Below are 22,458 nucleotides of genomic sequence, written 5' to 3' on the forward strand. Positions count from 1 at the left end.
TGGGAGAGGTGCCTCACTTCTCCCGGGTGAAGCGGACCTCGAGGCCGCAGGGGAGGTCGGGGTCGTTGGTGGCGCAGAGGGTCGTGCCGTCGTCGACGACCGCGAACTGGAGCGTGCAGTTCCAGTCCCAGTAGTCGCGGGCCAGGCCGAGACCGACCCAGGAGCCCGACGTCGCCGTCTTCGACATATGGCTTCCGTTGGCGTCACCGACGAAGAAGCCCCAGCCGCCGCCGGATTTCCCGCTGGGGCAGTCGGCCGTGGCGAGCTTTTGGGAATCGAGGCCCGTCGCGGTGAATTCCCGGTCGGCGGAGAAGGAGATCCTTTCGCCGTCCGGTCCCTTCCAATTCCCCACGATGCGCTCTGCCGGAACCTTCGCCGTCTCCTCGGTGGTGGAGCACGCGGCCACCAGCAGAAGGGGAATCAGGGCGGCGGCGGCCCGGCGGCCGGTCTTCAGGGGGATCTTGAACACGCGTTCATCCTAGGGGTGGGGTGGGACGCCCGTGGGGCCGGGGCCGGTGCGCGGCCCCGGCCCCACGGATTACCTGTGCGTGGCCGTTATTCGAGCCAGTCCGAATAGTTCACGCACTCATTGATCGGCCACTTCTCCTCCCACGAGAAGTCCTCCGTCACGGCCGCGCCGAAGGTGTCCTCGAAGGCGGGGTTCCACGACCGCGGAATGACATGGGTCGCGGACCGCCAGTCGGAGATGTTGGTCGCGGTGAACTTCAGCGTGACCGTCTGCTCCTTCTTGTTGATCGACTTGATCCTGCCGGTGCCCGAGTAACTGCCGAGGAACGCGTCCGCCTGGTTCTCCGTCCCGAGGCCGCCATTGGTCAGCACACCGAGGATGTCGTTGCCCGCCCCGCGCAGGGAGTTGAACTTGTACCAGGGGCTGCCCGGCTCGGGACCCTTGTCCTGGTAGGAGAAGGACAGGGCCTCCTTGGCGGCCGGGGCCCGCATGCCCTTGTCCCGGGCCTGGCCCACCAGCTTCGACCGCCACTCGCCGAACGTCTCGTCCTGCGCCAGGATCGAGGTGAACGCGTCACCGCCCCGGAAGTCCTGCTGCTCCCCCAGCGGGAAGCCGCCGCCCCACAGCCAGCCGAAGAACAGGCCGCGCGAGGTCTCCCAGTCGTTGTCCGCCTTCGGGTCGCTGACGATGCCCCAGTCGGGCAGGGAGGCCGCCAGTTCCAGGGAGAGGCCCCTGGGCTCGAACGGCAGGTCCCAGGACTTGGTGATGAAGTTGTACGTCGCGCCGGGCTTCCACTGGTTGATGGGCTGGCCCGTCACACCGTACGAGGACGTCGGGGCGCTGCCGCCTCCCGAGCCGATCGCGCTGATGGCGGCCCCGGCGAGGCTAAGGACGGCGCCCACGGCACCGCCGATCGCCGCGCCGATGAGCCCGAGGAGCCCGCCGAGGCCGTCGAGGCCGTCGGACATGCCGGTCGGGTCGGAGTTGGTGACGGGGCTGTTGCTCGAGTAGGCGTAGCCGTTGAGGGTCTGCGGCTTGTCCGGTTCGAGCAGCGGGTCGACGCTCAGGAAGCGGCCCGTCGCCGGGTCGTACTGGCGGGCGCCGAGCTGGGTGAGGCCGGTCGTCTGGTCGGACGGCTTGCCGAGGAAGCCCTTGTCGTCGGGCCAGCTGCCGCCCGCCGTGCCGCGCGGGGCACCGAACGGCTTGCTGTAGCGCTTGACGAAGGCCAGGGTGTCCGAGGCGATCGCCAGGCTGGAGGTGCCCTGGTGGTTGCCGGCCAGGAAGGTCAGCTTCGTGCCGGACACCCCGGCGGCGGAGGTACGCACCGCGAGCGTCGTGGCGCCCGCCGCGTAGGTGCGGGCGCCCGAGAGGGCCTTGGTGGCGCCGTTGCCGCTGACCTTGAGCCGGACCTCGGTCGTGCCCAGGTAGAGCACGGTCTCGCCGTCGGTCGTGGTGGGCCGCTTGATGAGCAGTTCACCGCCGGCGTCGTACAGGTAGCCGGTGCCGGTGGCGGGCTTGCCGTCCGCGGCGGGTTCGCTCGCGCCGACGAGCCTGCCCTCGGTGTCCCAGGTCAGCGTCTGGCCGGCCTGGGTGCCGGGCCGGGTCTCGGTGTTGCCGGTCGCGTCGTACGTGTACTTCACGGTCGTCGAGCCGCTGACCGTCGAGGACAGCGCGTGCGGCTGGCCCTTGTCCGTGCCGTACTTGTAGTCGGTGGTGACGTCACCGGACGCGTTGTGCTCCACCTGCTGGGAGCGCAGTCCGGAGTCGTTGTACCGGTAGCTCGTCCAGTACGGCGCGGCCCCGCCCAGGTTGGCGGTGGTGCGGCCGGAGACGGCGCAGTCGGCGGTCTTCGGGGTCCAGGCCTCGCTCAGGCGGCGGTAGCCGTCGTAGGCGAAGCACTGGTAGTCCTCCTTGCCGGCCCCGCCGAGGGTGGTGCCGTCGTGGACCGCGGTGATGTTGCCGGCGTCGTCCTGGGAGTACTTCAGCTCCTGGAGCATGTAGCCGTGCACGTCGTCGGTGACGTACGACCGGGTGAGACGGCGGGTGCCGGCCTCGTAGTCGTGGTTGACGTACACCTTCTTCGCGGCGCTCGGGTCGGTGGCGAGCGTCAGCTGGCGCAGGTCGCCGAGCGGGGAGTAGGCGACGCCCTGGAGGTAGCCGGTGGTGCCCTTGGCGGTCTGCACCTGGCCGAGCGCGTCGTGGGTGTACGACACGGTCTCCGCGGGGAGTCCGGCCACGGCGGGCGCGGCCGCCTGCTTCACCGTGCCGTCGAGGTTGTAGCCGGTGGAGAAGGACAGGGTGCCGGGCACGCCACCGGTGACCAGCGGGTCGTCGGCGGGCAGGATCAGCTGATTGTTGGTGACCTTGTAGAGCGGGTCGTAGGCGGTGACCTTCTGGGTGTAGGCCTTGCCGCCGACTCCGCCGTCGTAGCGGACGGCCGTGTCCTGCTGGCCCTTGGCGAGCGTGTCGAAGGTCCAGGCCGCCAGCTTGTTGGCGTCGGTCTTGGACGTCTGCCACATGCCGGTCTTGCGGCCGAGGACGTCGTACTCGAACAGCAGCACCTTGCCGGGGCGGCTGTCGGTGGACTTGACCGCCTGGTCGAGTCCGTTGTGCTCGGTGGTGGTGGTCCCCTTGTCGGGGTCGGTCACGGTCACCTGACGGCCGAAGAGGTCGTAGGTGTACGACCACGCGGACTTGTCGTGGGCGGTGATGGTCTCCTGCCGGTCGGCGTCGTCGAAGGTGTAGCGGGTGGTCTGGTAGTCGGTGCCGGTCGGCTTGCTGCCGGCGTAGTCGCGGCGTTCGACGGTCTGGCCGAGCGCGTTGGTGACCACCGCGCCGGCCGTGCCGCCGGCCGGGGCGCTGGTGAGGACCGTGTCGCCCTGGTAGGTGGTGTCGACCGACCACTTGGCGACGCCGTAGCTCTTGGTGGTCACCTTGGTGGCGCGGGCCATGCCGTCGAAGACGGTGTCGGTCTGCTTGGGCGCCTGGCCGCCGTCGATCTGCACGATCGAGCTGGACGGCGCGGCCGTGTTGTCCCAGATGTCGGCCTGGGCGGTCACGGCGAGGCCTCGGCCGTCGTACAGGGTCTGGGCGATGATCCGCCCGCCCGCGGCCGAGGGCGCCTGCACCTGGCGGGTGCGCAGCAGCGAGTCGTAGATCTCGTAGGTGGTGTTGTAGCCGGAGCCGTCGCCCTTGAGGGAGGCGCTGGAGACCCAGGGCAGCGCGCCCGCCTTCACGCTGTACGCGTACACGTAGTTGGCGGTCTTGCCGAGCGCGCGGGAGCGGTTGGGCAGCCAGACGCCGGTGACACGGCCGAGGCTGTCGTACGTCGTCTCGGTCACCCGGCTGTTGGGGTCGGTGACCTTGAGGTCCGTGCCCAGGCCGAAGTCCTTGACGGTGACGGTCTTGTAGCCCTTGGCGTTGCCGACGGTGGTCTGGGTCAGCGGGCCGGCGGCGACCGGGAGGTACTCGGTGGTCGACGTGGTGACGTTGTCGGTGTTCTTCACCAGGGTGGGGCGCCCGAGCGTGTCGTACTCGGTGACGGCGGTCTGCTGCCACAGCGGCTGGTCGTCGCTGCCGTACCCCTTCGCGCGGCCGCTCCACCGGGCGTCGCCCTTGGTGGGCTTCTGGGTCGCGGACCAGGTGAGCGAGTCGTACGAGGTCGCCGTGTCGGAGACCACGTCACCGGGCCGGGTGTGGTCGGCCGGCAGGTCCAGGGACGCGTCGGCGACGGAGCACGCCCTGCCGACGATCCGGGTCCTGGACACCAGCGAGGTCAGACCGGTCGCCTCGTTGCGGGCGTACCAGGTGCGGGTGCACTTCTCGTCGCCGGTGACGGCGTCGTCGCCGAGGTCCTCGACGGTGGCGGCCAGGCCGTGGTCGTCGTAGGTGGTCTTGGTCGTGCGCACCCGGTCGGACGGGGTGAGCTTGCTGGTGATGTGGGTGCGGGCGTGCGAGGCGCCGACCCGGACGAAGTACGCCTCGGTGTCGGCGTACGACTTGTGCTGGGTGGCCGTCCGCTGGGACCAGGGGTCGTTGACGGTGCCGGAGACCTCGGTGGCGCCGTCGTAGGAGACGCTCTCCCGGGAGAAGCCGGCGAACTGCTCGGAGTCGGTGATCTCGGCGGCCTTGACGCCGGTGACCTTGACGGTCTTACGGGCGTCCGGGTCCAGGGTCTTGCCGTCGGCGGCGAGGACGCGGTCGCCGTTCATACCGCGCAGGTACACCGAGACCGTCCTGGTCTGGGTGCCGTCCGACGGGCCGGTGAGGTGGGTGACCTTGCCATAGCCGCGCCACTCGGACCAGGTGCGCTCCTTGGCGGGGGTCAGCGGGTCCTCGTTGTAGTGCCAGGCGCCGCCGCCGGAGTACTGGTAGGTGTGCTGGACCGCCTCGGAACCGCCGAGGGGGTCGGTGGTGCGCACCGCGCTGACCGGGTACTTCTGGAACCAGTCGAGGATCGGGTCGTCCTGGCCGTAGGGCGACCAGTAGACCGGGTAGCAGCGCTTGGTGTTCTCGTCGACCTTGGGCATGGTCTGCCCGGCCACGCAGTCGGCGGCGAGGTAGTCGACGATGGTCTGCGCGCCCGTCTCGGACACGACCGTCTTCAGGCGCGGCCGCTCGAAGGACAGGATGTCGTCGCTCGGGCTGTCCACCCGGTTGGGCAGGAAGACGTGCGAGAACTTCACCGGGTCCAGGGCGAGGTCGGTGCCGCGCTTGCCGGTGTGCTTGATCTGGTCGAGCCAGAGCGACTGGTCGGTGGAGTCACCGGTGTCGCCGGGGTCGAGGTAGAGGTGCTTCAGCTCCCAGGTGTCGACCGGGGAGAACGCGGGGGTGGCGGCCGCCGCCTCCCACGCGTAGGTGGTGACGGAGGTCAGCCGCTTACGGGTGAAGAAGGACGGACTGTCGAGGTAGGGGCACTTCTCGCCGTCCTTGCAGATCTGGTCGAAGGGCACGTCGGGCCAGTTGTCCCGGGTGTCCTCGGTGAGCGAGTCGCAGCCGGTGCCGGAGGCCAGGCAGCGCTCCGCGTAGGAGAGGACGACCTTGTGCGAGGCGGCCGGGGCTGCGCTGAACAGGGCGCCGGCGCGCTGCCCGTAGCGGATCTCCTCGAGGTAGCCGCCGCGGATGTACGAGGTGCCGGTGTCGTCGTCGCCGAGCTTGTCGTAGTTGTTGGTCTCGTCCTCGTACCAGTAGCTCTGCGCGTTGCCGTGGGTGTCCTCGACGTAGTCGAGGTTCCACCGCCAGGCCTGCTTCTTGGCACGGTCGGCGAAGGCACTGCCGGAGGAGTAGCCGGGCTCGCCGTCGTCGTCACCGAAGACCGGCACGGTCCACACCGACTTGGTGCGTACGCCGTCGGCGGCGCCGTCGAGCTTGTTCAGGCCGAAGACGAACTTGGTGCCGTCGCCGGTGACGACGGTCCAGAACTCGCCGTTGTCGTCGCCGTTGTCGGCGTCGGTGGAGCGCGTGACCTTGGAGGCGTCGTCGTTCTTCAGCCGCCACTCGCCGGTGGTGTCGTCCTTGACCAGCTCGGTGGCCTTGCCGTTCAGCACCAGGGAGGCGTTGTCGTACTTCCAGCACAGGTCGTGCTTGCCGTCCTGGCCGTCGTCGTCGCAGGAGCCGTACTTGCGCTCGATGTACGACGAGGTGAGCTCGAAGCCCTCACCGACCTGGGTGCCCTGGTTGTTGCTGGTGGAGGTACGGCCGTCCACGCTGCCGGAGTCGTAGGAGATCGACAGGTCGACGCCCGGGCCGGCGGCCGGCAGGGGCGCCTTGAGCGGGTAGGCCCAGGTGAAGGTGCCGGAGCTGCCGCCGGCCTCCCAGGTGGAGGAGGCGGAGAGCGGGGTGGCCTTGTAGTCGCCGTCGGCGGAGGCGGTGCCGGCGACCAGGGCGAGTGTCATGGTCTGGCCGGAGACGGCGGCGGTCGCCGACGGCTTCGCGGCGGGCGCCGACGGCTTCGCGGCGGGCGTCGCCGTCTTCCGCGCGAACGACAGGTCGGCGGTGATCCGTTCCTCGCCGCGGGTGTTCACGAAGCCGACCGGGGTCGCGGCGCGGCACTTCGCGGTCGCCGCGTCCTTCGCGGCGCAGTCGGGCAGCCGCAGCACCTGGAGCCGGCCGGCCCAGTCGCCGCCGTAGGCCGCCGCGAACGCCGAGTAGTCGATGCCGAGGCGGGCCTTGCCGCCGGCCGCGGGGCCGGTCACCTTCAGGACCACGCCCTTGACGCCCAGGCGCTGGGCGGCCTTCTGGTCCAGCACGTCGACCTGGACCGACCGGGCGGGCTCGGCGTTCTTCGCGGCCGGGGCGGCCAGGGTGACCGGGAGGGCGCCGGGCTCGGCCTGCGCGGTGGTCTTCTCGGTGCCGGACGCGGTCTTCGCGGTGCCGGACGCGGGCAGGGTGAGGCGGGCCGAGCCGCCGGTCGGCCACGTGGTCCTGCGGGCCTGGTCCTTGACGGCGCGGGCGGCGGCCGTCTGGTCGGCGCGGGCCGCGGTGCGCATGGCCTCGGCGGCCTCGGCGTCCGTCTTCGCCTTGAACGGCACGACCTTCTGGGCGCGCGGCGCGGACAGCTTCGGCCGGCCCAGCGGGTCGAGGTCGTCGGCCATCGCCGCGGCGGGGGCGAGCAGTCCGGGCAGCAGCCCGAGGCTCACCACCGTGCTGACGCGCCGCAGCCAGGGGGCGCGGGTGGACCGTGTCCGGTCCGGCGCGGGCCGGACCGGGGGTTTGGGTCGCATGAAGGATGAAGTCCCTTCGTCCGAGAGGGATCCGGGAGGATCCGGGAGGGATCTGAGAAGGAGCAAGGGGGACGGGCGCACCGGCGCCCAGAGGGCCGGCGGCACGTGCGGTCCGCCGCCGGGCGCGCGCCCGGCGGGCGCGCGGGAGGCCGAGGCGGCCCGGGGGCGGGAGTTCCCGCGGCCCCGGGCCGGTCACTCGGTGTGAGGGTGTGTCAGCCGGTCAGGCGCCGAGGACCTGGGAGCGGACCTGGTCGGCGCTCATCGCGCCGGTCCACACCCGCAGTTCCTCCAGGGCACCGGGCAGATAGTTGCCGGTGCTGCCACCCTTGCTGCCGCGGCCCGCGGAGAGGGTGCCGCTGCCCAGCTGGACGGCGGTGAACCCGGAGGCGGTCTCGGCGGGCTGGTCGAACTCGCCCACGAAGAGGTGGAGCCTGCCGTAGCGGGTCTCGGTCTTCGTGGCGTCGGCCGGGTCGGTCCACTCCCAGGCCTCCTGGGCGTCGAAGACCCCGGTGACCTGGACCCAGGTGTCGGTCTCGGCGATGTCGCCGCCGGGCACCTCGGCGCTCTGCGTGACCTTGCCGTCGCTGCCGAGGGCGGTCCGGGTGAACTTCCACTGGTAGACGCCGTCGGCGGGCTTGACCACCCACAGCGCCCAGGAGGACTCACCGGCGGACGCCTGCTGGGCGGCGACCACGGCCTGGTAGCCCACCGGCTTGGCGGCCAGTTTCGCGGAGTCCAGCTGGACCCGGGCGGAGACGGTGAACGCCCCGCTCTCGTCGATCACCGGTCCGGCGGCCGTGGCGTTGCCGGCGGTGCCGTCCAGGACCAGGGCGTTGTTCTCGGCGTCCAGGGTCGCGCCGGAGGCCGACAGGGCGAGGCTCCCCACCGGGTACCCGGTGAGCTCCTTGACCTGAGTGCCGGTGGAGCTCGCGGCGTCCCAGTGGGCGACCAGTTCGTTGGCGGCGACGCCGTTCTCCAGGAGCTGCGCCTGCTGAGTGATCTCGTCCGGGGTCAGGATGCGCTGCCAGACGTTCACCTCGTCGAGGCGGCCGCGGAAGTGCTCGCCGTACACGCCGCCGACCATCGAGCGGCCGAACTGGAGGCCGCCGGAGGACACCCACGGCGTGTAGGCGGTCGACAGGGCGTTGAGGACCACGGGCTTGCCCTGCGGACGGCCGTTGACGAACAGCTGGATGGTGTCGTTCGTCTTGTCGGCGTCGTTCTTCGTGTCGAACACGCCGGCCAGGTGCGTCCAGACCTTCAGCGGCGGGTTCGCGGTGTCCGCGACCGACCGCAGATACGACTGGCCTTCCTTGACGTCGGCCGCGGTGCGGTTGAACACCCACTTCTTGAGCGACGCCGAGTAGTACAGGGTGAACGCCGAGGCGTTGGTGCCCGGGGCCGCCATCACCACGTGCGTGGACGCGTTGTCCGTGAGGTACGCCCAGGTGGAGACGGTGAAGGAGTCCTTGGTGTTCACCGCGGGGGTCGCGGTGGCCGCGTACGCCTGCTGGTTGGCCGGGTCGGAGCTGTCGAGGAACAGCGAGTAGTCGGTGTCGCCGCGGCGGGCCAGGGAGGACCAGCCGGCGCCGGCCGTGTAGAGGGTGGCGTCGTGCCGGGTGCCCTCGGTGGCGGTGTCCTTGGCGACGGTCACGCCCGAGCCGGGCGCGGCGTCGTCGAAGTGCCAGCTGCCCGAGGCGCCGGCCGCCGGGGCGACCTTGAAGCTGAACTCGGCGGGGGCGCCCCAGCGGTTGCGGACGTCCTTGGCCTCCACGGAGAGCACCTGGGTGCCGGAGAGGGAGGGCGTGACGTTGGGCACGGTGACCGTGGTGCCGGTGACCGGCTTGGCCTCCTTGGCCGAGGTGGTCAGCAGCCGCCAGCGGTAGCCGGTGATGTCCTTGTCCACGGCGTTGGGCTTGAAGGTGAAGCTGCCCGGGACGCCCGGACCGCCCTTGCCCTCGCAGAGGTTGGTGGTGCACTCGGTGTACGGGGTGCCGGTGGTGATCGTCGGCGCCTTGGGCGCGGTCGAGTCGATCTTGAAGTAGCACCAGGAGGAGTACGAGGAGAACAGGTCGCCGGACTTGCCGCCGTACGACCAGTGCGACTGGGTGCGTGAGCGCAGCCGGTACAGGCCGCCGTCGGCTCGGTTGGTGGTGCGCATCTTCTCCAGGGTGCCGTCCGGGTCCCAGCCGGAGTCCGGTCGGTAGTCGGACCACACCTGGTGCCAGGCGGCGTCGTCACCGCGCTCGATGACGTACTCGGCCTGGAGGGAGCCCTCTTCGTCGCCCAGGTTGTGCTCGACCTTGGTCTGCACCCGGGCCTGCACCATCGGGTCGACGCGGGTGACGATCAGCGGGTCGGACGACGAGGTCTTGCAGTAGGCGGTGGTGCCGTCGCCGGGGATCAGGCCGACGTCGGTGGGCACGCCGGGCTTGAAGGCGTAGTTGACCTTGAGCTCAGCGTTGTCGTCGAAACGCTTCCAGGCATCGGGGTCGGACTCGTCCTTGGCCCGCAGCATGAACGTGAGCCGGTTGATCTTGCCGTCCGCGAACTTGCGCACGGTGGAGGCGAGGTTCTCGTCGGCCTCGTCCGGGTTGTCGTTGAACTCGACCCACTGGTCGGGCTGTTCGGGACTGCACTGGGAGCCGCGGCCGGCCGAGATGTAGCGGTCGCCCATCTGGTCCAGCTGGTCCGGGCCCGGCCACCTGGTGCCCTCGGAGATGTTGTTGGTGCGCTCCAGGTCGACCCAGTGGGGGTCGCAGCTGAACGACCAGGTCTCGTACGCGCGGAAGGTCGCGTCCAGGACGTACTTGCCCGCCAGCTTGGCCGGCGAGAACTCGAAGTACATGCGGTTGGTGTAGTTGTTGCCGCACCAGTACGGGCCCGAGACGCTGCAGCGTCCGACGCCGTAGTCCCCGTTGAACATCCAGAACTTGTCGCCGTCCGAGGACAGCACGGTCCGCTCGGACACCCCGAGGCCCACCGACGGGTCGATGTAGACGGGGTAGACGGTGTCCTCGCCGCGCAGCAGGCCGAGGTCGGGCGTGACCGCGACGGTGTCGCCCTGGACCTGGACCGGCATCACCGCGCTGGCGTCGCCGGAGTGCGGCTGGGTGCCCTGCTCGACGGGGTCGGGGATTCCGGCCGGGGTGTCCTCGGCGTCGGCGGTCAGCAGCTGGGTGCTCGCGCCGCCGGACTCGCCGGTCCCGCTCGCGGAGTCCCACATCTGGCCCGCCGGGCCCTTGAAGACGGTGTTGCCGTCGGCGTCGACCGCGCGCAGACCGCCGCCCGCGCCGGGCAGCACGTCGAGGTCGGTGGCGGAGGCGGTGAGCGCGATGTGTTCGAGCGCCGGATCGGCCGCCGCCCGGGCGGACTTGACGACGAGGACCTCGCGGTATCCCTCGGCGGTGGCGGTGAGTTCCAGGTCCACGCCGTCGAGCACGTCGGGGTAGACGGCCTTGTCGCCGTCGAGCCGGGGCTCGGGCAGCCGGCCCGGCCAGTCGAGGCGGAGGCTGCCCTGCTCGTTGCCGAGGCGGATCAGGCCGGTGCCGCTGCCGCCGCCCGAGAAGGCGAGGTCGACGACGGCGCCCTTGGGTCCGACGGACCCGTCGGGGCGGCGTTCCAGCGTGGTGTCGACCGGCCGCCAGGAGCCGTCGTCGCCCTGGACGCGCTGCGGGACCGCGGACTGCACGAGCGTGAAGCTGCCGTCCGGGTTGGCCATGGTGGTGGAGTACTCGGTGCGTTCGCCGGTGACCTCGACCTGCTCGCCGGTGGCCGCCGCGCGTTCGGCGGCGCCGCCGTGGGTGGTCGTGGAGGACGTCGACGACGTCCGGGCCGGTGCGGCCGTGGCGGTTGCTGCGAACGTCGGAAGCGACGCGAGCAGGGCGAACGATGTGATCCCGGTCGTGAACGCGGTGAGCGTGCTGGGTCTTCTTCTCCGGTGCCCCCAGGCCCCGTTGCGCGAGCGTTTGCGCACGTATCCCCCGGTTTCCTCATCCGATCTTCATATTTGCGGGGCCAGTTAAAAGTGTTCGCGTTCCCTGATCAAGTGTGCGGATGATCACGTTTGACCGAGCACCCTCTTTGCGGGGCGAAAGGTGCAAGTCCGGCTGGTGACGAAAGGTGCGCGAAGGGTGAATGAAAGACGGATGTGCCGCCGTTCTCACGGGGGGTCATATGGAGCCAACTCCCCTTTTACATCAGGTGATTTCACTGAAGTGGGGGCGGCACAGACATCTCACAGGGTTGCGGATCACAGCATCCCAGGCCTGGACAAGATCTGAGGTTAGGCTAACCTACCTTCGACTTGTCCCGGCGGTGATCCCGCACGTCCGAAAGCAGCCACCCTCATGTCCAACGCCAGAGCCAACCACCTCACCCGCCGCGGCATCCTCGCCGCTGGTGGCGCCCTCGGCCTCGGTGCCGTCCTCGCAGCCTGCGGGGACGACGACGCGAAAAGCAGTGGCTCGGAATCGTCCGCGAGCGCCTCCGCCAAGTCCGGTCCCTGGACCTTCAAGGACGACCGCGGCACCACGGTGAAGCTGGACAAGATACCCGCGAACATCGTCGCGTTCACCGGTGTCGGCGCCGCCCTCCACGACTACGGCATCCAGGTCAAGGGCGTCTTCGGCCCGACCAAGACCGCCGACGGCAAGGCCGACGTCCAGGCCGGCGACATGGACGTCACCAAGGTCGAGATCCTGGGCAACGTCTGGGACGAGTTCAACGTCGAGAAGTACGCCGCGCTCGCGCCCGACGTCCTCATCTCCACCATGTTCGACAACGCCGGCACCCTCTGGTACGTCCCCGAGGCCTCCAAGGACAAGATCGCCAAGCTCGCCCCGAGCGTCGGCGTCTCCGTCTACGACCGTCAGCTCACCGCTCCGCTGGAGCGCATGTGGGAGCTGGCCGAGTCCCTCGGCGCGGACATGAAGGCGGCCGCGGTCACCGACGCCAAGAAGCGCTTCGAGGACGCGGCCACCCGGCTGCGCGCCGCTGCCAAGGCCAAGCCCGAGATCAAGGTGATGGCCGGTTCCGCGAGCGCCGAGCTGTTCTACGTCTCCGGCACCAACCTCTCCATCGACCTGGAGTACTTCAAGGCCCTCGGCGTGAACTTCGTCGAGCCGCCGGAGAGCGCGAAGGCCGAGGGCGGCGGCTGGTACGAGTCGCTGAGCTGGGAGAACGTCGACAAGTACGCGGTCGACATCATCATGATGGACGACCGTTCCTCGACCATCCAGCCCGCCGACATCACCGAGGCGACCTGGAAGAAGCTGCCCGCGGTGAAGGCCGGTCAGGTCATCGCGCGCTCGCCCGAGCCGATCCTGTCGTACGACAAGTGTGTGCCGCTTCTGGAGAACCTCGCCGAGGCGCTCGAGAACGCCAAGAAGGTCAGCTGACCGAGCGGTGGCTCGCGTCGCGGGTGAACTGCGGGCCGGTGGTGACCGGTCGCGCCCCCGCGGCGGAGCCGCATGTCGACGCAGCCCCGCGCCTCTTGGTGAGCTGCCCTTCCCCACGCCCGAGGAACGCACCCCCATGAACGCGACCGTCACTGCCCCGTTCCGGTTCTTCTCCCTCCACGTCGTGCGGACCCGGCGGCTCTCGCCGTCGCTGGTCCGGGTCTCCTTCGCCGGGGAGGAGCTGCGGCACTTCTTCTCCGACGGGTACGACCAGTCCCTGTCGCTGTTCCTGCCGCACCCGGGCCAGCGCGAGCCGCACGTTCCGCTCGATCTGGGCGACGGCTGGTGGCAGGGCTGGCGGGAACTCCCCGACGACGTACGGGCGGTGATGCGCTCGTACACCCTGCGCGCCCTGCGGCGCGATCCCGACGAGATCGACATCGACTTCGTGCTGCACACCCCCGCCGGTCCCGCGTCCCGCTGGGCCGCCGAGGCCGGCGCGGGCGACCGCGTGCTGCTGCTCGGCCCGGCGATCGCCGACAACCGGGCCATCCGGTTTCGTCCGCCGCAGGACACCGACCTGGTGGTCCTGTGGGGGGACGCGACCGCGCTCCCGGCGATCACCTCGATCCTGGAGTCGCTCCCCGCCGGCCTGCCGGTCCGGGCGTGGCTGGAAGTGGACGACGCCGGGGACGTCCAGGAGCTGACGACCGCCGCGGACGCCCAGGTCACCTGGCTCGTCCGGCGATCGGCCCTGGAGCTGCTGCCCGGACTCGCCCTGCCGTCCGCCGAGCACCCGTACGTCTGGATCGCGGGCGAGTCGGGGTGTGTGAAGGCGCTGCGCCGGCACTTCGTCGGCGAGCGCGGCATCGACCGACGGCGCGTCACCTTCGTCGGCTACTGGCGCGAGGGCCTGACCGAGGAGCAGCTCCGCGAACAGGAGTGACGCCCCTTCACACTCGCCTTCACACTCGCCTTCACACTCCCCTTCGGCTGTCCCCCTTCGCCCGTACCCCCCTTGCACGCACCCCCTTCGCCCGTAACTCCCCTTCGCGCTCGCCCAGTTGCAAGCGTGATCACAGTCACGGCAGGCCCAGGATCCACCTTTCGCGCCTTAGGTTAGGCTAACCTAAGTTGAAGCCGAGGTTCCGGCCCTGGCCCGTCCCGCACCGGACCGTCCCCACCGGAGGACCCCCACCATGCGCTCGCACTTGCTCAATGACACGACCGCGGAGCACTACCGCCGCTCCGTGACCGAAGGAGTCGAGCGGGTGGCGGCCAAACTCGCCGCCACCGACCGTCCGTTCACCGGCGTCACGGTCGACGCCCTCGCCCCCCGCATCGAGCACATCGACCTGGACAAGCCGCTGCACGACACCGCGGCGGTCCTGGACGAGCTGGAGGACGTGTACCTCCGCGACGCGATCTACTTCCACCACCCCCGCTACCTCGCCCACCTCAACTGCCCGGTCGTCATACCGGCGGTGCTCGGCGAGGCGGTCCTGTCCGCCGTCAACTCCTCCCTGGACACCTGGGACCAGTCGGCCGGCGGCACCCTCATCGAGCGCAAGCTGATCGACTGGACGAACGAGCGCATCGGCCTCGGCCCGGCCGCCGACGGCGTGTTCACCTCCGGCGGCAGCCAGTCCAACCTCCAGGCGCTGCTGCTGGCCCGCGAGGAGGCCAAGAGCGACAGCCTGGCCGACCTGCGGATCTTCGCCTCCGAGGTCAGCCACTTCAGCGTGAAGAAGTCGGCGAAACTGCTCGGCCTCGGCCAGGACGCGGTCGTGTCCATCCCCGTGGACCACGACAAGCGCATACAGACCGTCGCGCTCGCCCGTGAGCTGGAGCGCTGCAAGGAGGCCGGCCTCGTCCCCATGGCCGTCGTCGCCACCGCCGGCACCACCGACTTCGGCTCCATCGACCCGCTGCCCGAGATCGCCGAGCTGTGCGCCCAGTACGACACCTGGATGCACGTGGACGCCGCCTACGGCTGCGGCCTGCTCGCCTCCGTGAAGTACCGGGACCGCATCGACGGCATCGAGCGCGCCGACTCCGTCACCGTCGACTACCACAAGTCCTTCTTCCAGCCCGTGAGTTCCTCCGCCGTGCTGGTCCGGGACGCGGCCACCCTGCGGCACGCCACCTACCACGCCGAGTACCTCAACCCGCGCCGGATGGTGCAGGAGCGCATCCCCAACCAGGTGGACAAGTCCCTCCAGACCACCCGCCGCTTCGACGCGCTCAAGCTCTGGATGACGCTGCGCACCATGGGCGCCGACGGCATCGGACAGCTCTTCGACGAGGTCTGCGACCTGGCCGTCGAGGGCTGGCGGCTGCTGGCCGCCGATCCCCGCTACGACGTCGTCGTCCAGCCGACGCTGTCCACCCTGGTCTTCCGCTACATCCCGCAGGCGGTGAAGGACCCGGCCGAGATCGACCGCGCCAACCTCCACGCCCGCAAGGCCCTGTTCGCCTCCGGTGACGCGGTGGTCGCGGGCACCAAGGTGGGCGACCGCCACTACCTGAAATTCACCCTGCTCAACCCCGAGACCACGCCGGACGACATCGCCGCCGTCCTCGACCTGATCGCCGGCCACGCCGAGCAGTACCTGGGAGAGTCCCTTGACCGCGCTTCCTGAGCCCAGCAGCACCACCTACGACTTCGTGGGCATCGGGCTCGGCCCCTTCAACCTCGGCCTCGCCTGCCTCACCGAACCGATCGACGCGCTCGACGGCGTCTTCCTGGAGTCCAAGCCGGACTTCGAGTGGCACGCCGGCATGTTCCTCGAGGGCGCCCACCTCCAGACGCCGTTCATGTCGGACCTGGTCACCCTGGCGGACCCCACCTCGCCGTACTCCTTCCTCAACTACCTGAAGGAGAAGGGCCGGCTGTACTCGTTCTACATCCGCGAGAACTTCTACCCGCTGCGCGTCGAGTACGACGACTACTGCCGCTGGGCCGCGAACAAGCTGACCAGCGTGCGCTTCTCGACGACCGTCGCCGAGGTGACGTACGACGAGGGCGACGCGCTGTACGCCGTACGGACCACCGACGGGGACGTCTACCGCGCCCGCCACCTGGTCCTGGGCACCGGCACCACCCCGTACGTCCCGGCGACCTGCCGCGACCTCGGCGGGGACTTCCTGCACAACTCCCGCTACCTGGCGCACAAGGCGGAGCTGCAGAAGAAGGACTCGATCACCCTCGTCGGCTCCGGGCAGTCCGCCGCCGAGATCTACTACGACCTCCTCAGCGAGATCGACGTCCACGGCTACCGGCTGAACTGGGTCACCCGCTCCCCGCGCTTCTTCCCGCTGGAGTACACCAAGCTCACGCTGGAGATGACCTCGCCGGAGTACATCGACTACTTCCGCGCGCTGCCCGAGGCCACCCGCTACCGGCTCACGGCCCAGCAGAAGGGCCTGTTCAAGGGCATCGACGGCGACCTGATCAACGAGATCTTCGACCTGCTGTACCAGAAGAACCTCGGCGGTCCGGTGCCCACACGGCTGCTGACCAACTCCGCGCTCCAAGGCGCGACGTACGACAACGGCACCTACTCCCTCTCCTTCCGCCAGGAGGAGCAGGAGAAGGACTTCACCCTCGAGTCCCAGGGACTGGTCCTGGCCACCGGCTACCACTACGCCGAGCCCGAGTTCCTCGCCCCGATCCAGGACCGTCTGGTCCGCGACTCCCAGGGCAACTTCGACGTGGCCCGCAACTACGCGATCGACACCACGGGCCGGGGCGTCTTCCTCCAGAACGCCGGTGTGCACACGCACAGCATCACGTCCCCCGACCTCGGCATGGGTCCGTACCGCAACAGCTCCATCATCAGCGAGCTGCTCGGCAGCGAGTACTACCCGGTCGAGAAGACCATCGCGTTCCAGGAGTTCTCCGTATGACCTTCACCTTCCGCCCGCTCGACCCCCTGAAGGACGCCGAGCTGCTGCACTCCTGGGTCACGCACCCCAAGGCGGCGTACTGGATGATGCAGGACGCCGAACTGGAGGACGTCGAGCGCGCCTACATGGAGATCGCCGCCGACGAGCACCACCACGCCCTGCTCGGGCTGCGCGACGGGAAGCCCGCCTTCCTGATGGAGTACTACGACCCCCGCCACCGCGAACTGGTCGGTCTGTACGAGCCGCGGCCCGGTGACGTCGGCATGCACTTCCTGGTGCCGGCGACCGACACGCCCCTGCACGGCTTCACCCGCGCCGTCATCACCGCCGTGATGGCCCGCCTCTTCGAGGACCCGGCCACCTCCCGGGTCGTCGTCGAGCCCGATGTGTCCAACACGGCCGTGCACGCCCTGAACGAGGCCGTCGGGTTCGTGCCCGAGCGCGAGATCCAGAAGCCGGAGAAGCCGGCGCTGCTGAGCTTCTGCACCCGTGAGCAGTTCACCGACGCCGTGGGGGTGCCCGCATGAGCCTCGCCGACGCCGTGGCCCACCTCTCCCCCGAGCGCTGGGAGCAGGCCAACCGCCAGCTGGTCCGCAAGGCCCTCGCGGAGTTCGCCCACGAACGCCTGATCACCCCGCAGAAGGACGGCGAGGAGTACGTCGTCCGCAGCGACGACGGGCTGACGGCCTACCGCTTCACCGCCGTCCGCCGCGCCCTGGACCACTGGCAGGTGGACGCCGGCTCGATCACCCGCACCCGGGACGGGGCCGCACTCCCGCTCGCCGCGCTGGACTTCTTCATCGAGCTGAAGCAGGCCCTCGGTCTGAGCGACGCGATCCTGCCGGTCTATCTGGAGGAGATCTCCTCCACCCTCTCCGGCACCTGCTACAAGCTCACCAAGCCGCAGGTCACCTCGGCGGAGCTGGTGCGGAGCGGTTTCCAGGCCATCGAGACCGGCATGACCGAGGGCCACCCCTGCTTCGTCGCCAACAACGGCCGGCTCGGCTTCGGTGTGCACGAGTACCTGGCGTACGCCCCGGAGACGGCGAGCCCGGTCCGGCTGGTGTGGCTGGCCGCGCACCGGTCGCGGGCGGCCTTCACGGCGGGCGTCGGCATCGAGTACGAGTCCTTCGTGCGGCAGGAGCTGGGCGAGGAGACCGTCGAGCGGTTCGACGCGGTCCTGCGCGAACGCGGCCTCGACCCGGCCGACTACCTCCTCATCCCCGTCCACCCCTGGCAGTGGTGGAACAAGCTCACCGTCACCTTCGCCGCCGAGGTCGCGCGCGGGAACCTGGTGTGCCTGGGCGAGGGCGACGACGAGTACCTGGCCCAGCAGTCGATCCGGACCTTCTTCAACCGGTCCCACCCGGAGAAGCACTATGTGAAGACGGCCCTGTCCGTCCTCAACATGGGCTTCATGCGCGGCCTGTCGGCGGCGTACATGGAGGCGACCCCGGCGATCAACGACTGGCTGGCCCAGCTGATCGAGAACGATCCGGTGCTGAAGGGGTCCGGTCTGTCGATCATCCGGGAGCGGGCGGCCGTGGGCTACCGGCACCTGGAGTACGAGGCGGCCACGGACCGCTACTCGCCGTACCGCAAGATGCTGGCCGCGCTGTGGCGGGAGAGCCCGGTGCCGTCCCTCCAGGACGGCGAGGCGCTCGCGACCATGGCCTCGCTGGTCCATCTGGACCACGAGGGGAAGTCGGTGGCCGGAGCGCTGGTCGAGCAGTCGGGCCTGGCCCCGGACGCCTGGCTGCGCGCCTACCTCGAGGCGTACTACACGCCGCTGCTGCACAGCTTCTACGCCTACGACCTGGTGTTCATGCCGCACGGCGAGAACACGATCCTCGTGCTGGAGGACGGGGTCGTGCGGCGGGCGATCTACAAGGACATCGCCGAGGAGATCGCCGTCATGGACCCGGACGCGGTGCTGCCGCCCGAGGTCCGGCGGATCCGCGTCGAGGTCCCCGAGGACAAGAAGCTGCTGTCGATCTTCACGGACGTCTTCGACTGCTTCTTCCGGTTCCTCGCGGCCGCCCTGGCCGGTGAAGAGGTCCTGGCGGAGGACGACTTCTGGCGCACGGTCGCCGAGGTCTCCCGCTCCTACCAGGAGGCCCACCCCGAACTGGCCGAGAAGTTCCGCCAGTACGACCTGTTCGCCCCCGAGTTCGCCCTGTCCTGTCTGAACCGGCTCCAGCTGCGCAACAACGAGCAGATGGTCGACCTCTCGGACCCGGCGGGCGCCCTCCAGCTGATCGGCACCCTGAAGAATCCCGTCGCAGGGTTCTGATCAAGACAGACGGGCGCCCCGAGTACGGTCCTCGGGGCGCCCGTCGTCGCTCGTGGGCAGATGTCTTTGGAACAATCGTCCCATGGCGGAGATTATCCAGAAGGACGGCACCTGGGTCTTCGACGGGGACGCGTTGCGGCTGACGCCGGGGCGGGACAAGAACGTCGGGCTGCTGCGCCGGGAGCTCGGTGAACTCGTCGTCCCCCTGGGGGCGTTGGCGGGAGTCTCGTTCGAGCAGGGGAAGAAGACCGGGCGGCTCAGGCTGCGCCTGCGCGACGGCGCCGATCCGCTGCTGCACGCCACCGGCGGGCGGCTGGCCGAGGCGCACGACCCGTACCAGCTGATCGTGGAGTCCGACCGGTACGGGGTCGCCGAGTACGTCGTGGACGAGGTGCGTCAGGCGCTGACGCTGGACCAGGTGCCGGCCGGCCCGGTGGACGCGTATCTGCTGCCCGGCCCGTCCGTGCCGCTGTCCTGCTCCGCCGGGGACGGCACCGCGAGCTTCGACGGCGAGCGGGTGCGCCTGGAGTGGAACTGGAAGACGGAGGACGCGAAGGCCTCCGCCGGGGCCCGGACGATCGGCGTCGAGGACATCACGGCCGTCGAGTGGCAGCCGGCCGTGGGCCTGGAGAACGGTCACCTGCGTTTCACCGTACGGCACGCGCCCACCAAGGCCCCGCCGAAGTACGACCCGCACGCCGTGGAGCTGTGGGGCTTCAAGAAGGACCCGCTGATGGCGCTGGTCGCGGCGGCCGTGCAGGCCCGGCTGCCGCATCCGGCCGCGCCGCCCGAGGACGCCGTACGGCCGCTGCCCGCGCCCGCGGCGGACCGGCCGCCGTCCGGGGACGACCACGACGCGCTGCTGCGGCGGCTGCGGGAGCTGGGCGAGCTGCACCGGGCCGGGGTGCTGACGGACGACGAGTTCACGATGGCCAAACAGGCGGTCCTGGGGCGCATGTGATCCGCCCGCGGACCGCCTGCCCGGCGTGGGTGCGCCCTGCCGTGCGGCCGGTATCTCGCCCGTGCGGGTGAACGGGGCCGGTTCCCCGTATCACGCGAGCACGGGGAACGCATGCTCGGCGGTGGCAGCTGGGTTCGCAGAACCAGAAGGAGGGGACTGGCCGGTGGCACGCAGGCGGGGGAAGGGGCGTGGGCTGCGTGCGATCAGCGCGCCGTTCACCGTCGCCGTCCCGTGCGGTGCCCATATCCGGGACCGGCTGCGCCTGACCGTCGCGGACGAGAGGGTGCTGCGCCTGGCCGGGGAGCATCTCGGATCCCGGGCCGACCGCCACAGGAGCGGTACGCCCATGCGAGGAGTGTCCACGGCGTCTGAAACTCGCCCCCTCAGGCGACGAGTCACGGGGACGCAGGATGCACGGTTCACGAACACGGGCTCATAACAGATTCAACGTTCTCTCAAGGGCCCTTAACAGGCGCCTGCCCGAATCCGGGCAGGATTCTTGCGAAACCGGCTCCAGTACCTCAGGATCTACCGGGTGCACGACGAACTCGTTGATCATCTGATGCGGTCCTCACCCCTCCAGCGGGGCGAGGCGCTGCGGGTGATCCAGGACGTGCTCGCCTTTTTCGACGAGACGACCGAGGACTACGTCCGTCGCCGCCACCGCGAGCTCCAGGCCCAGGGCCTGGTGAACGCGGAGATCTTCGAACAGATCGAGGCGGACCTGAAATACCGTGCGGTGGCCCCGCCGGAGCTGTCACTCAGGCAGCTGCGGCGCATCGTCTACGGGTGAACCACCACCCTCGCGGGTGGCCAGAAAGCTTGGGGATACATATATATGTGCGGAATCGTCGGATACATCGGGAAGCGTGACGTGGCGCCCCTGCTGCTCGAGGGGCTCCAGCGCCTGGAGTACCGCGGCTACGACTCCGCGGGCATAGTCGTCACCTCCCCGAAGACCGCCGGCCTGAAGATGGTCAAGGCCAAGGGCCGGGTCCGTGACCTGGAGGCCAAGGTCCCGGCGCGCTTCAAGGGCACCACCGGTATCGCCCACACCCGCTGGGCCACCCACGGCGCCCCCTCCGACGTGAACGCCCACCCGCACATGTCGGCCGACAGCAAGGTCGCCGTCGTCCACAACGGCATCATCGACAACGCCTCCGACCTGCGCCGCAAGCTGGAGGCGGACGGCGTCGAGTTCCTCTCCGAGACCGACACCGAGGTCCTCGTCCACCTGATCGCCCGCTCCCAGGCCGAGAAGCTGGAGGACCGGGTCCGCGAGGCGCTGCGCGTGGTCGAGGGCACGTACGGCATCGCCGTCATGCACGCCGACTTCTCGGACCGGATCGTCGTCGCCCGCAACGGCTCCCCGGTCGTCCTCGGCATCGGCGAGAAGGAGATGTTCGTCGCCTCGGACATCGCCGCGCTGGTCGCCCACACCCGCCAGATAGTCACGCTCGACGACGGCGAGATGGCCACCCTCAAGGCCGACGACTTCCGCACCTACACCACGGAGGGCACCCGCACCACGGCCGAGCCCACCACCGTGGAGTGGGAGGCCGCCTCCTACGACATGGGCGGCCACGACACCTACATGCACAAGGAGATCCACGAGCAGGCCGACGCCGTGGACCGCGTGCTGCGCGGCCGCATCGACGACCGCTTCTCCACCGTGCACCTCGGCGGCCTGAACCTGGACGCCCGGGAAGCCCGCAAGATCCGCCGGGTGAAGATCCTCGGCTGCGGCACCTCGTACCACGCGGGCATGATCGGCGCCCAGATGATCGAGGAGCTGGCCCGGATCCCCGCCGACGCCGAGCCGGCGTCCGAGTTCCGCTACCGCAACGCGGTCGTCGACCCCGACACCCTGTACATCGCCGTCTCCCAGTCCGGTGAGACGTACGACGTGCTGGCGGCCGTCCAGGAGCTGAAGCGCAAGGGCGCCCGGGTCCTCGGTGTGGTGAACGTGGTCGGCTCGGCGATCGCCCGCGAGGCGGACGGCGGCATCTACGTGCACGCCGGTCCCGAGGTGTGTGTCGTCTCGACCAAGTGCTTCACCAACACCACGGTCGCCTTCGCCCTGCTCGCCCTGCACCTCGGCCGCACCCGCGACCTCTCGGTCCGCGACGGCAAGCGGATCATCGAGGGGCTGCGCAAGCTGCCCGGCCAGATCGCCGAGATCCTCTCGTACGAGGAGGAGATCAAGAAGCTGGCCGACGAGTTCGCCGAGGCCCGCTCGATGCTCTTCATCGGCCGCGTCCGGGGCTACCCCGTGGCCCGTGAGGCCTCCCTGAAGCTCAAGGAGGTCTCCTACATCCACGCCGAGGCGTACCCGGCCTCCGAGCTGAAGCACGGCCCGCTGGCCCTCATCGAGCCCGCCCTGCCGACGGTCGCGATCGTCCCGAACGACGACCTGCTGGAGAAGAACCGCGCGGCCCTGGAGGAGATCAAGGCCCGCAGCGGCCGGATCCTGGCGGTGGCCCACGAGTGCCAGGAGAAGGCCGACCAGACGATCGTCGTCCCGAAGAACGAGGACGAGCTCGACCCGATCCTCATGGGCATCCCGCTCCAGCTCCTCGCGTACTACACGGCGAAGGCCCTGGGCCGGGACATCGACAAGCCGAGGAACCTCGCCAAGTCGGTGACGGTCGAGTAGATCCCGGAAGAACGGAGCGGACCCCTCGTGGCGCCACCGGCCACGGGGG

General features: G+C 70.0%; 12 protein-coding genes. 9 read left to right on the forward strand and 3 right to left on the reverse strand.

Annotated elements, in window-relative coordinates; translation table 11 throughout:
• Positions 1-13: 13 nt before the first annotated feature.
• The 3 genes from ACZ6D7_RS02370 to ACZ6D7_RS02380 form a co-directional block, all read right to left on the reverse strand.
• A complete protein-coding gene (locus tag ACZ6D7_RS02370; protein WP_469482500.1) occupies positions 14-469 on the reverse strand; it encodes a hypothetical protein in 456 nt (151 codons plus the stop codon).
• Positions 470-555: 86 nt separating this feature from the next.
• Positions 556-7,191, reverse strand: coding sequence for an RHS repeat domain-containing protein (locus tag ACZ6D7_RS02375; protein ID WP_469482502.1), 6,636 nt, complete (start codon positions 7,189-7,191; stop codon positions 556-558).
• Between the two features lie 220 nt (positions 7,192-7,411).
• On the reverse strand, positions 7,412-10,912 hold the full coding sequence (locus ACZ6D7_RS02380; protein ID WP_469483000.1) for a LamG-like jellyroll fold domain-containing protein: 3,501 nt from the start codon (positions 10,910-10,912) through the stop codon (positions 7,412-7,414).
• 628 nt (positions 10,913-11,540) lie between these two features.
• Here ACZ6D7_RS02380 and ACZ6D7_RS02385 point away from each other — a divergent pair.
• The 9 genes from ACZ6D7_RS02385 to glmS all read left to right on the forward strand — a co-directional run bounded on the left by ACZ6D7_RS02385 (position 11,541) and on the right by glmS (position 22,409).
• Positions 11,541-12,590, forward strand: a complete 1,050-nt coding sequence (locus ACZ6D7_RS02385; RefSeq protein ID WP_469482504.1) for an ABC transporter substrate-binding protein — start codon at positions 11,541-11,543, stop codon at positions 12,588-12,590.
• 136 nt (positions 12,591-12,726) lie between these two features.
• Positions 12,727-13,536 carry a siderophore-interacting protein gene (locus ACZ6D7_RS02390; protein ID WP_469482506.1) on the forward strand — a complete coding sequence of 270 codons (810 nt, stop codon included), beginning with the start codon at positions 12,727-12,729 and terminating at the stop codon, positions 13,534-13,536.
• Positions 13,537-13,789: 253 nt separating this feature from the next.
• Positions 13,790-15,232: a lysine decarboxylase DesA gene (gene desA / locus ACZ6D7_RS02395; protein ID WP_469482508.1), complete on the forward strand. Its 1,443-nt coding sequence runs from the start codon at positions 13,790-13,792 to the stop codon at positions 15,230-15,232.
• Entirely contained in the window at positions 15,216-16,499 is a 1,284-nt protein-coding gene (locus ACZ6D7_RS02400; RefSeq protein WP_469482510.1) for a lysine N(6)-hydroxylase/L-ornithine N(5)-oxygenase family protein, read from the forward strand. Before desA ends, ACZ6D7_RS02400 begins: the two co-directional genes overlap by 17 nt.
• Entirely contained in the window at positions 16,496-17,026 is a 531-nt protein-coding gene (locus ACZ6D7_RS02405; RefSeq protein WP_469482514.1) for a GNAT family N-acetyltransferase, read from the forward strand. The genes ACZ6D7_RS02400 and ACZ6D7_RS02405 overlap by 4 nt, the downstream gene beginning before the upstream one ends.
• Positions 17,023-18,792 (forward strand): IucA/IucC family protein, encoded by a 1,770-nt coding sequence (locus tag ACZ6D7_RS02410; protein ID WP_469482516.1) that lies wholly within the window; start codon positions 17,023-17,025, stop codon positions 18,790-18,792. Before ACZ6D7_RS02405 ends, ACZ6D7_RS02410 begins: the two co-directional genes overlap by 4 nt.
• An 82-nt stretch (positions 18,793-18,874) precedes the next feature.
• Positions 18,875-19,753: a DUF4429 domain-containing protein gene (locus tag ACZ6D7_RS02415; protein WP_469482519.1), complete on the forward strand. Its 879-nt coding sequence runs from the start codon at positions 18,875-18,877 to the stop codon at positions 19,751-19,753.
• 535 nt (positions 19,754-20,288) lie between these two features.
• Positions 20,289-20,546, forward strand: coding sequence for a hypothetical protein (locus tag ACZ6D7_RS02420; RefSeq protein ID WP_469483002.1), 258 nt, complete (start codon positions 20,289-20,291; stop codon positions 20,544-20,546).
• Positions 20,547-20,591: 45 nt separating this feature from the next.
• Positions 20,592-22,409 carry a glutamine--fructose-6-phosphate transaminase (isomerizing) gene (gene glmS, locus ACZ6D7_RS02425; protein ID WP_469482522.1) on the forward strand — a complete coding sequence of 606 codons (1,818 nt, stop codon included), beginning with the start codon at positions 20,592-20,594 and terminating at the stop codon, positions 22,407-22,409.
• Positions 22,410-22,458: the final 49 nt, after the last annotated feature.

This window comes from Streptomyces sp. NPDC041784 (assembly GCF_055591025.1).